The sequence below is a fragment of the uncultured Anaerotruncus sp. genome (assembly GCF_902490045.1).
In the GTDB taxonomy this organism is placed as follows: Bacteria; Bacillota; Clostridia; order Oscillospirales; family Ruminococcaceae; genus Anaerotruncus.
The window spans coordinates 1-11,279 of sequence record NZ_CABUCJ010000079.1 but is presented as its reverse complement, the minus strand read 5'-3'; the positions used below and the strand labels follow the sequence as shown (position 1 = coordinate 11,279).

General features: G+C 63.7%; 9 protein-coding genes and 1 pseudogene. 7 read left to right on the top strand and 3 right to left on the bottom strand.

All coding sequences use genetic code 11. The annotated features are described in order from the left end of the window. The 3 genes from RDM88_RS08925 to RDM88_RS08915 all read right to left on the bottom strand — a co-directional run. A partial coding sequence (locus RDM88_RS08925; protein ID WP_308754508.1) for a YjjW family glycine radical enzyme activase occupies positions 1 to 800 on the bottom strand: 800 nt, incomplete at its 3' end. Next, positions 797 to 2,299, bottom strand: a complete 1,503-nt coding sequence (locus RDM88_RS08920; protein ID WP_308754507.1) for a YjjI family glycine radical enzyme — start codon at positions 2,297 to 2,299, stop codon at positions 797 to 799. The genes RDM88_RS08925 and RDM88_RS08920, both read right to left, overlap by 4 nt. 53 nt (positions 2,300 to 2,352) lie before the next feature. After that, on the bottom strand, positions 2,353 to 3,060 hold the full coding sequence (locus RDM88_RS08915; protein WP_308754506.1) for a Crp/Fnr family transcriptional regulator: 708 nt from the start codon (positions 3,058 to 3,060) through the stop codon (positions 2,353 to 2,355). Positions 3,061 to 3,519: 459 nt separating this feature from the next. On the opposite strand from RDM88_RS08915, the pseudogene RDM88_RS08910 reads away from it, so the two are divergent. The 7 genes and pseudogenes from RDM88_RS08910 to RDM88_RS08880 all read left to right on the top strand — a co-directional run. Then, positions 3,520 to 3,954: pseudogene (locus tag RDM88_RS08910) on the top strand (cytidine deaminase); the annotation flags it as partial. Positions 3,955 to 4,017: 63 nt separating this feature from the next. Next, positions 4,018 to 5,136 carry a BMP family ABC transporter substrate-binding protein gene (locus tag RDM88_RS08905; protein ID WP_308754505.1) on the top strand — a complete coding sequence of 373 codons (1,119 nt, stop codon included), beginning with the start codon at positions 4,018 to 4,020 and terminating at the stop codon, positions 5,134 to 5,136. 188 nt (positions 5,137 to 5,324) lie between these two features. After that, positions 5,325 to 6,860: an ABC transporter ATP-binding protein gene (locus RDM88_RS08900; protein ID WP_308754504.1), complete on the top strand. Its 1,536-nt coding sequence runs from the start codon at positions 5,325 to 5,327 to the stop codon at positions 6,858 to 6,860. Further along, complete coding sequence (locus tag RDM88_RS08895; RefSeq protein WP_308754503.1) at positions 6,857 to 7,984, top strand: ABC transporter permease; 1,128 nt, start codon at positions 6,857 to 6,859, stop codon at positions 7,982 to 7,984. The genes RDM88_RS08900 and RDM88_RS08895 overlap by 4 nt, the downstream gene beginning before the upstream one ends. Continuing rightward, positions 7,974 to 8,900: an ABC transporter permease gene (locus tag RDM88_RS08890; RefSeq protein WP_308754502.1), complete on the top strand. Its 927-nt coding sequence runs from the start codon at positions 7,974 to 7,976 to the stop codon at positions 8,898 to 8,900. Before RDM88_RS08895 ends, RDM88_RS08890 begins: the two co-directional genes overlap by 11 nt. Before the next feature lie 128 nt (positions 8,901 to 9,028). Continuing rightward, positions 9,029 to 10,132, top strand: coding sequence for a PfkB family carbohydrate kinase (locus RDM88_RS08885; RefSeq protein ID WP_308754501.1), 1,104 nt, complete (start codon positions 9,029 to 9,031; stop codon positions 10,130 to 10,132). Positions 10,133 to 10,162: 30 nt separating this feature from the next. Further along, complete coding sequence (locus RDM88_RS08880; protein ID WP_308754500.1) at positions 10,163 to 11,086, top strand: pseudouridine-5'-phosphate glycosidase; 924 nt, start codon at positions 10,163 to 10,165, stop codon at positions 11,084 to 11,086. Positions 11,087 to 11,279 lie beyond the last annotated feature (193 nt).

Genomic DNA, 11,279 nt, shown 5'->3' with positions numbered 1-11,279 from the left:
AGCCCGCCCAGATGTTCGATCGTCTCCCGGCTGGGGGAGGAGCGGTTTTCCAGCCGCCCGCGCACTCCCTGGCAGCGGAAGGTGATGAGCTTGAGCCGGGTTTCGGCCGCCCGCGGCCCCAGCAGATCCGCGGCGCCCGCGATGACCGCTTCGGCGTCCACGAGGCCGTCGACGACCACGACGCGCATTTCCTCCAGCTTGCCGGCCTCGGAGAGGAAGGAGAGGTTCTTTTTGACGGCGGCGTTGTCCGCGCCGGTGAGCGCCCGGTGGACGGCGGGGTCCCAGCTTTTCACGTCGAGCATGACGCCGTCGCAGACCTCCATGAGCGCGGGATACCGCGAGAGGTCCGCCGTGCCGTTGCTGTCCATGAGGCAGGTGAGCCCCCGCTCCTTCGCGAGGGTGAAGAGCCCGGTCAGAAAGTCGGGGTAGAGGGAGCACTCCCCGCCCGAGACGGTGACGCCCCGGATGAAGGGGATGTTCCGGGAAACACGCTCCATCGCTTCCTCCGGCGTCATCCAGAGCACGCGCGGGGAAGCGTGGCGGGAGCAGGTGCGGATGCAGCTGTCGCACCAGGCGCAGAGCGCTTCATCCCAGACCACGCGCCCGTCCGCCATCGAGAGGGCGTCCGCCGGGCAGCCCGGCACGCAGTCGCCGCAGTTGACGCACATCCGCTGGGTCTCGGGATTGTGGCAGTAGGCGCAGGCGATGTTGCAGCCCTGCACAAAGATGGAGGTCCGGCTGCCCGGGCCGTCCACCGTGCTGAAGGGGATGATTCGGTTGACCGGAGCGGCGTTTTTCATGCCATCCGCACCTTGCGCTCGGCCAGCCGGTTCACGTCGTAGTTGGGCGCGCCGAGCTGCGTCGTGTTCTTGATGACGACCTCATGGTTGCGGTATTTCTCCATCTCGCTGCGCTTGACCAGGTAGCCGGTGATGCGCACGAGATCGGTGTCGGCCGAATAGAAGCTCATGTACTGCACGCCGGTCTGGAAAGCGCCCTTGACCACGTCGAGAAGCGCGGCCGGGTTCTGCGTCACATTGGAGGCGATAGGGAAGATGTCGCCCACGCCGGTGGGGAAATATTTGTGGAAGCGGGCGCAGTGGCGCAGGTGGTCGGAGAAGGAATCCGGCTCGCCGCCCACAGGGATACGCACGCCCGACGTGATGCCAAGGTCGGAATCGAGCCCCACCTGGGCGTGCAACAGGAATTTGTTGCCGGAGATGGGGGAGTAGGCCGCCGTGAAGGTGGGAACGATGCGCCCGATGGCGTCCATGATCCGCTGGCCGAGGTCGTCCGCCTCGGGATCGCGGCCGTAGACCTTCCCCCGGTCCGCCATCAGTACGTTGACGCACTCGGCCAGGCCGGTCACGCCGAACATGGGCAGGAAGCGGTCGCGGGAGAGCAGGCCCTCCTTCACGAGGAAGTTCGACTCGAAGAAGCCGGACTGCTCCACGATGAAGCGGATGCGCTCGTTCATGTAGTCGGCGATGAGGCCGAGGCATTCGGGCAGAAGCTCCCCGATGAACTGCTCCTCGTCCACCGCCTCCTTGACCAGCTCGGTCAGGGTGACGCGGGTGAGGGTATAGGCCCCGCCGCAGACCGGCAGGATGTTGTAGCAGCTGGCCACGCCGTAGCGGTCGAAGGGGACGCGGTTGGCCACATCGTTGCAGATGGCCGGGTTGGAGCAGGCGAGCGAACAGTCGATGGCCTGCTCCATATAGTCGTCGGGCGTGACGGCCGGGTCGTATTTGATGGTCATGTTCGGCACCGTGTTGGCGAGCTCCCGCTCCACCTTGAGGATCAGCCGTCCGGCCCTTGTGCCCTTGGGGCCGAGGTTGGCGTGGCAGAAGGAGTCGGTGATGGTGCGGTCGAGGTAGTTGAGGAAGAGGCGCAGCTTCTTGCAGACCTCCTCGTCGGAAAGCCCGTCGAGGAAGGGGTCGATGAGCGTGTCGAGGCTGCCCAGGTAGACCGGGAAATTGGTGATCGACGGCACGTGGCGGTAGAGGATCATCAGGGCGTTGAGCAGCTCGTCGAGGTCCCTGGGCGGGTCCACGCGCAAAAACGCGCTGCCGTTTTTGACGAACTTTTCGTAGTCGGGCAGGATGTAGCGCGGGCGGTAGGGCGCGCCGCCCTCGAAGAGGTCGTTGATGGTGCCCGTTTCGAAGAAATGTTTGGTGCGCGCGGGGATGTTCAGCACATCCAGCGAGTTCTCCGCCGCTTTCGCCAGCTGCATGAGCTTCTGCTCATGGGTGAGCTCGCGGGACGTCACGATTTTACGGATGTTTTCCAAATCAACCATAATCAAATCCTCCATTCATCCGATGTCGATATGTGAATTGTTTTGTTCCAAAGTCATCGCCCGATCCGCAGGGCCAGCTCTTTGCGCATCCGCTGCTCCTGCTGCGGCGAAACGGTAATCTTGCCGCGCCGCACGGTCAGGAACCCCTCCTGCTCCAGGCGGCGGATGCTGCGGTTGATGGTGCGCACGCAGAAGCCGGTTTCCTCGCAGATGGCCGCGCGGGTCATCTCCACGACAACCGGCTCCCCATCTCCGGCGGGGTTTTGCGTGCAGAAGCCGGTCAAAAACTGCAAAAGGCGGCTTTCGCTGTCCAGGAAGAGGAAGCTGCGCTCCCGGGCCGCCTGCAGCAGCAGGCTCCGCATGACCGACCGCACCCGGGAAAGCATGATGCCGCTGTCCGAAAGGATCCACTGCATATAGCAGGAGGCGGGCAGCCGCAGCAGGCGGCAGCGGGTCTTCGCCTGCACCTGCGCGAAGAAACGGTCGGCGCCGGAAAGCGCCTCGTATTCGCCGAAAAATTCGATCGCGTCGAAATCGGAGAAGGTGTAGGTGGCATAGCCGGGCTGGATGCCCGAGACGGTGACGCGCCCCTCGAGCAGCACGCAGACGGAGCCGCAGGGGTCGTCCTGGCGGATGATGAGCTCGCCCGCGCGGGCCTCGGCCGTCAGCACGGGGGCGTCGGACGGGAAGCCCGCGAAGAGCTTGCGCAGCCGGTCCGCCGCCGGCGTGGGTTCTGATTGTAGCCAGTCGGCAAACTGCATCCGTTCTCCGCTCCTCTCGACGCGGCCCCTTGGCCGGGAAGGCGGCGTTTTGCTGCCTTCCGCTCCTCCATGTTTATTATAGCAACGGTGAAAACGGAAAAAAAGGACACGAGTCCTTTTTCGGATTCTTTGTAGGCATGCACAGCAAGCAAGCGGAATTGCTGTGTGTTTTGACCAAGTAAACTGGAAAGTTCCGGACGGGAAAAGTGCAATTTGTCCTAAGCAGATGTTTTGTAGCCTGTGCCAAAAAAGAAAGCCAATATCTGCAAATTCTGAAAAAATTAGAAAGATTCGCTTTACATTTCGGGCGGCTGTGTTATACTGAAACCGTAATCAGTGGGACAAACTGCCCAATCGGAACCGGTGTTTTCCATCTTCGGCGCGCGGGTGCGGCGAGCGGAAAAGCCGGATTTTTTGTAGGCGGGACGGCGGCGGAAAGCCGCTGTCCATGCGGGAAAGGAAGCTGCTGAAATGGAGAAAACAGAGTTGGTCCGCCTGGCGATCGAGGCGCGGGAGAGCAGTTATTCCCCCTATTCGAACTTCCGCGTCGGCGCGGCCCTGCTCACCGCGGGCGGGAAGGTCTATCAGGGCTGCAACGTGGAAAACGCCTCCTACGGCGCGGCCATCTGCGCCGAGCGCAACGCCGCCCTGCGGGCGGTCTTCGAGGGGGAGCGGCGTTTTTCGGCGATTGCGGTTGTGGGCTGGCACCGCGACGCGAAGCCGGAGGAGCGCGGCTACGCCTTCCCCTGCGGCATCTGCCGGCAGTTCCTGCGGGAATTCGCGGAGCCGGGCATGAAGGTCTATGTGGCGGTGGGCGAAAAAGAGGGGGACATCCGGGAATATACGCTGGAGCAGCTGCTGCCCGAATCCTTCGGCCCCGAGGACCTGATTTGAGAACGGTTTGACCCTGCCGGTCTTCCGCCGGCAGATCAATGATAACGGAAAAAGGAGAAAATTATGAAAAAGACGAAATTACTGAGCACCATTCTGGCCATGATTCTTGTCGCCGGCATGCTTGCCGCGTGCGGCGGCGCCCCGGGGACCCCGTCCTCCACGGCGCCCTCCGAGGCGGCTCCCTCCGCGGCCGAGCCCGCTGAAGAGCCCGCGGGCGACGCCGCGCCGGCCGACGGAGCGTTTTCCGCCGCCATCGTCACCGACGTCGGCGGGATCAACGACCAGTCCTTCAACCAGTCCGCCTGGGAGGGGATGCAGCGCCTCGAGAGCGACAAGGGCGTCAAGATCAGCTTCCTCGAGTCCAAGAAGGACGCCGACTACGCGCCCAACCTGGACAAGGTCACCGACGACGCGCCCGACATCGTCTGGGGCATCGGCTTCCTGATGAAGGACGCCCTGGCCGCGGCCGCCGAGAGCTACCCCGACCAGCGCTACGCGCTGATCGACGACGTCTTTGAGGACGGCCAGTACCCGAACGCCATCGGCGTGCAGTTCCAGGCGGAGCAGTCCTCCTTCCTGGTCGGCTACATCGCCGCCCACAAGACCGAGACGAACCATGTGGGCTTCCTGCTCGGCATGGAGAGCCCGGTCATGGACCGCTTCAAATACGGCTATGAGGCCGGCGTGCGCTACGGCGCCAAGGAGCTCGGCAAGGAGATCCAGTACGACTTTGCGCTGGCCGAGAGCTTCAACGACACCGCGAAGGGCAAGGCCATGGCGCAGAAGATGTACACCGACGGCGCCGACGTGATCTTCCACGCGGCCGGCCAGACGGGCAGCGGCGCCATCGAGGCGGCCAAAGAGATGAACAAGATGGTTATCGGCGTCGACCTTGACCAGAACTTCCTGGCTCCCGACAACGTCATCACCTCCGCGCTGAAGAATGTCGGCAACGCTGTTTACGACGTCACCGAACGCATCATGAACGGCGAAGAGCTGGGCGGCACCAACGTCACCATGGGCCTGGCGGAAGGCGGCGTGGGCATCGCCCCCTCCTCCGATAAGCACCTGTCCGCCGAGCTGCTGGCCCAGGTGGACGAACTGCAGCAGCAGATCATTGACGGCGAGATCGTCGTCCCCTACACCCAGGAGGACTTCGACGCCTTCGTGGCCAACCTGTAAGATTCGCTTGTAGCGCGATTTGCCCGCGGGGGCGCAAGCTCCCGCGGGCCCAAAAGGGCTGTTACGGCAGACGGAACCCCGCGGGGGTTTCCTGCGGCAGCCCTTTTTCAGCCAGGGGGCGCGGGCGCGCGGCCCGGCCCGCCGCGGCCGGGACCCTGTGCAGATTCTTGTTGGCGAGGAGGCAGGTTATGGAAGCGGGAACCCCCCAGTACGCGGTCCAGATGAAGCGGATCTGCAAGTATTTCGGCAGCTTCTGCGCATTGGACCATGTGGATTTGAACGTCAAAAAAGGTACGATCCACGCGCTGCTCGGAGAGAACGGCGCGGGGAAATCCACGCTCATGAACATCCTGTACGGCTTCTACCGGGCGGACGAGGGGGAGATCCTCCTCAACGGGGAGCCGGTGGAGGTCAAAAACCCGAGCGTGGCCATCAAACACGGCATCGGCATGGTCCACCAGCATTTCATGCTGGTGGAGAATTTCACCGTCACACAGAATATCATGCTCGGCGCGGAGACCACAAAGGGCCTGGACGTGCTGGACCTCGAGACGGTCAAGGCGCAGATTCGGGAGCTCTCCGAACGGTACGGCCTCTATGTGGACCCCGACGCCAAAATTCAGGACGTTTCGGTGGGTATGCAGCAGAGGGTGGAGATCCTGAAGGCCCTTTACCGCGGCGTGGATATCCTGATCCTCGACGAGCCCACGGCGGTGCTGACCCCGCAGGAGATCGAGGAGCTGATCGAGATCATGCACCGCCTGGTCGGCGACGGCAAGACGGTCATCATCATCACCCACAAGCTGCGCGAGATCAAGCAGTCCTCCGACTACTGCACCATCATCCGGCGGGGCCACTATGTGGACACGGTGTCGGTGGCGGAGGAGAGCGAGGAGGACCTGGCCACGAAGATGGTTGGCCGGGAGGTCACGCTGCACATCGAAAAAAAGCCCGCCACGCCCGGTGACGTGGTGTTTTCCATCGAAGACCTCACCGTCAGGGACAACCGCGGCATCGAAAAGCTGCGCGGCCTCTCCCTGAACGTGCACAGGGGCGAGATCCTCGGCATTGCCGGCATCGACGGCAACGGCCAGAAGGAGCTTGTCGAGGCGATCACCTGCCTGACCCGCTGCGAGGGGGGCAGAATCGTGATCAACGGCGCCGAAATTCAGAACACGACGACGCGGAACGTGCTTGACCACGGCATCTGCACCATCCATGAGGACCGGCACAGGCGCGGGCTGGTGCTGAGCTTTTCGGTGGCGGAGAACATGGTGATCGAGAACTACCGCAAGCCCCCGTTTTCCAAGGGCATCGTGCTGAATTTCCCCAAAATCCAGGAGAACGCCCAGAAGCTCATCGGGGAGTTTGACGTGCGGCCCGCCGACTGCGCGCGGACCGAGGCGCGCGCCCTTTCAGGCGGCAATCAGCAGAAGGTGATCATCGCGCGCGAGGTCACCAACGACCCCGACCTGCTGATCGCGGTCCAGCCCACCCGCGGGCTCGACGTGGGCGCCATTGAATTCGTACATAAGTCGCTGGTGGAGCAGCGGGACCGCGGCAAGGCGGTGCTGCTCATCAGCCTGGAGCTTGACGAGGTCATGGACCTGTCCGACCGCATCAATGTGCTCTATAACGGCAGGATCGTCGGCGAGATGGACGCCGCGGGCGCCGATGAAAAGGAGATCGGACTGCTGATGGCGGGAGGGGGGAACCAGACATGAGGGATCGATTCGTCAGGCTGCTCAAGAAACCGATGACCGGGATCCTCGTTTCGGTCCTGGTTGGCTTCGTCGTCGGCGCGCTGGTGCTGGCGGCCGCCGGATACAACCCGCTGGAGGCCTATGGCGCGATGTTCGCCGGCATGTTCCGGAAGCCGAAATACGTCTCCCAGATCGTCATCAACGCCGTGCCGATCATCCTGACCGGCCTTTCCGTCTCCTTCGCCTACAAGAGCGGGCTCTTCAACATCGGCGCGGAGGGGCAGTACATGATCGGCACCGTGACCGCCGCGCTGGTGGGCCGCTATTTCCTGCTGCCGATGGGCGTCCACCCGGCGGCCGTCCTGCTGCTGGCCTTCCTGTTCGGCGGGCTGTTCGGCGGGCTGGCGGGATGGCTCAAGGCCAGGTTCGGCGTGCACGAGGTCATCTCCACCATCATGCTCAACTGGATCGCCCTCTACTTCAACAACTTCATCCTCACGCTGCCCGGAGTGAAAAAGCCCGGCTCCCAGGCCTCCTACGAGGTGGCGGATACGGCGAAGCTGCTTTTCCTGGGGGACTGGAAGAAGTCGGAGGCGGGCAAGGAGTTCATCAAGACGAACGCCTTCTGGGGCGATTTCCTGCGCACCGATTTGCACTGGGGCATTCTGCTTGCCCTTGTGGTCGTGCTGCTCGCCTGGTACTACCTCAACCGGACGACCAAGGGCTATGAGCTGCGCGCGGTCGGCGCCAATAAGGACGCCGCCGAATTTGCCGGCATCAGCGTCCGGAAGAACATGGTCATGGCCATGTTCATTTCCGGCGGCATCGCGGCGCTGGCGGGCGCCATCCAGATCCTCGGCACCAACCCCTTCCGCATCAGCGTGCTGCCGGTCACCGAGGGCTACGGCTGGGATGGCATCTCCGTCTCGCTGATCGCCAACAACAATCCGCTCGGCTGCGTGCTCTCCGGCCTGCTGTTCAGCGGACTCAAGTACGGGGGTGGTTCCATCCAGTCGGAAATCGGCGCGCCGAGCGAGATCATCAACATCATGATCGGCTCCATCGTCTTCTGCGTGGCGCTGGTCTCGATCTACCCGATGATCGCCGAACGGCTCAAGAGAAGGGGTGGTTCACATGTTGAATAACGTCCTGCTCGCCATCAACATCACCCTGATGTATTCGGCGCCCCTCATCTTCGCGGCGCTCGGCGGGGTCATCACCCAGCGCGCCGGCGTGGACAACATCGGCATCGAGGGCATGATGACGATCGGCGCGTTCGCCGCCACCGCGGTGGGCTACTTCACCGGAAGCCCGTGGCTCGGATTCCTGGTCGGCGGGCTGGCGGGGGCCGCCATGGCGGTGTTCCATGCGGTGGCCTCCATCCACCTGCAGGGCAACCAGACCATCTCCGGCGTTGCCATCAATTTCATCGGCCTCGGCCTGGCGCTCTTCCTGTCGCGGATGTTCTTTGACGGCGCGACCCAGACCCAGCCGGTGCCCCGGAAGCTGCCGAAAATCCTGTCGATGCTCGGGATGGACACCTCCAACCTGACCATCAACGCCATCAACATCGACATCACCGTGCCGATAGCCATCCTGCTGACCGCCGCCATGTGGTTCTTCCTCTACAAGACCAAATGGGGCCTCCGGGTGCTGGCCTGCGGCGAGCATCCCGCGGCGGCCGATTCCCTGGGCGTCAACATCTATGTGATCCGCTACGTCTGTTGCATCCTCTCGGGCCTCTTCGCCGGCTTCGGCGGCGCGGCCATGACGCTGGCGGTCGTCTCCAACTTCAGCCCGACGGTCATTTCCGGCCACGGCTTTATTGCGCTGGCCGCCGTGATCTTCGGCAAGTGGACCCCGCAGGGGGCGCTGCGCGCCTGCCTGCTCTTCGGCTTCGCCCAGGCGATGGTGGTCATGCTCGGCGGGATGGAGTACATCCCCTCCCAGCTGCTGGCCATGCTGCCCTATGTGCTGACGATGGTGGTGCTCGTGCTCTTCGTCGGCCGCTCGGAGGCCCCGAGGGCCAACGGCGTGCCCTACCGCAAGGGCGAGCGGTAATCCCGGCTTTCATAAGAAACGTCCCCGCGAAAGCGGGGGCGTTTTTTTTTCTTGACATTGCATGCGCGGCCTGCTAGAATATAAGCATAAGATTAATTAAATAAGCAATTGTTTAAGGAGTGGGGAGCATGATCACGGAACGCGAGCGGCAGATTCTGCGCTGGATAGAGGATAACCCGCTGATTTCCCAGCAGGAGCTGGCCGCGCGGGCCGGGATCGCCCGTTCGTCGGTGGCGGTGCACATCTCCAACCTGATGAAGAAGGGCTTCATCCAGGGCAAGGGCTACCTGCTTCAGAAAAATCCCTACATTGTGGTGGTGGGCGGCGCCAACATGGACATCAGCGGCCGCCCGGACGCCCCGCTCGTGGCGCAGGATTCCAACCCCGGCAAGGTGCGGCTGTCGCCGGGCGGGGTGGCGCGCAACATCGCCCACAACCTTGCGCTGCTGGGGGAGGACGTCAAGCTCATCACCGCCTTCGGGGACGACTCCCACGCCAATCAGCTTGCCGAGGGCTGCCGCCGGCTGGGGATCGATGTGAACGACACCCTGACCGTGCCGGGCGGGACGACCTCCACCTATCTGTTCATCGCCGACCACACCGGCGAGATGCAGCTCGCGATCAACGAGATGGACATCTATGAGGAGCTTACGCCGCGCTTTTTCGAGAGCAAGATGGACCTCATCAACCGCGCGAGCCTGTGCATCATGGACACCAACCTGCCGGAGGAGAGCCTGCGCTTTCTGGCGGAGAACTGCCGCTGCCCGCTCTTTGCCGACACCGTCTCGACAGTCAAGGCGAAAAAGCTGGCCGGGCTTTTCTACAGGATCCACACGATCAAGCCCAACCTCCTCGAGGCGCAGCTTTTGACCGGCGTCGAGATCCGCGACGAGGATTCGCTCCGCCGCGCCGCCCGCCGCTTTTTGGACATGGGGGTCGAGCAGGTGTTCCTCTCCCTCGGCGCCAGGGGCGTTTTCTGCGCCGACCGCCACGAGCAGTTCCACCTGCCCGCCTATCCCTCCCACATGGTCAACAGCACCGGCGCCGGCGACAGCTTCATGGCGGCGCTCGCCTGGAGCTGGCGGCAGGGCTTTTCGATGCGGGACTGCGCCAAGGCCGGTCTGGCCGCGGCCGGCATCTGCATCGAGAGCGCGGAGACGATCAGCCCGCGCATCAGCGCGGAATCCATTCTGGCAATCACGGGGGCGCCCTCACCGGTCCCCGCTGAATAAATCAAATCGACGAGAAGGAGTGTCCGTATCATGAACCGTCTTGAAAAATACCTCGAAGTTTCCCCCCGCGTCCGGGAGGCCCTCGACAACAACCGTCCGGTGGTCGCGCTGGAGTCCACCATCATCTCCCACGGCATGCCCTATCCGCGCAACGTCGAAACCGCCCTCAAGGTGGAGGAGGTCGTCCGGAGCTGCGGCGCCGAACCCGCGACGGTGGCCGTCATCGGCGGCAGGCTGAAGGTGGGCATCTCGGAGGAGGAGATCACCCATCTGGGCAAGAAGGGGCTCGGCGTCACCAAGGCCAGCCGCCGCGATCTGCCCGTGCTCTGCGCCCGCGGCGAGGACGGCGCCACCACGGTGGCCGCCACGATGATCCTCTCCGCGCTGGCGGGAGTCCGGGTCTTTGCCACCGGCGGCGTGGGCGGCGTGCACCGCGGCGCCGAGACGACGATGGACATCTCCGCCGACCTGGAGGAGCTGGCCGAGACCCCCGTCATGGTGGTCTGCGCCGGCGCAAAGTCGATTCTCGACCTCGGGCTCACGCTCGAATACCTCGAGACCAAGGGCGTTGCCGTTCTTGGCTACCAGACGGAGGAACTTCCCGCCTTCTATACGCGCAAGAGCGGCTTCAAGGTCGATTACCGCATGGACACCCCCGAGGAGATCGCCGCGGCGTTTTCAGCCAAGGAGGACCTGGGACTCCGGGGAGGCATGCTGGTCACCAACCCCATCCCCGAGCAGTACGCCATGGACCACGACTACATCTCCCGCACCATCGAGGACGCCTGTGCCGAGGCCGCGCAGAAGGGCGTAAAGGGCAAGGAGCTGACCCCCTTCCTGCTCGACCGGATCCAGCAGATTACCGGCGGCAAGAGCCTGGAGGCCAACATCGAGCTCGTGTACAACAACGCGCGTCTGGCCTCGCGGATTGCAGTGGAGCTCTGCAAAAAGTAAGGGTGGGGTTTGCCGCCTGTGAGCGGCGCAGTTGCCGGGTCTCGTCCCGGCGGCGGTTTTGGATTTTCCGCCCAGAGGCCGGAGGGCTTGCCGGTGATCGAGCGGCGGCGGTTTTAGATTTTCCGCCCAGCGGGCGGAGTGCTTTTTTACGCACCCCTTCGGGGTGCTTTAGATGTGCCGCCTGCGGCGGCGG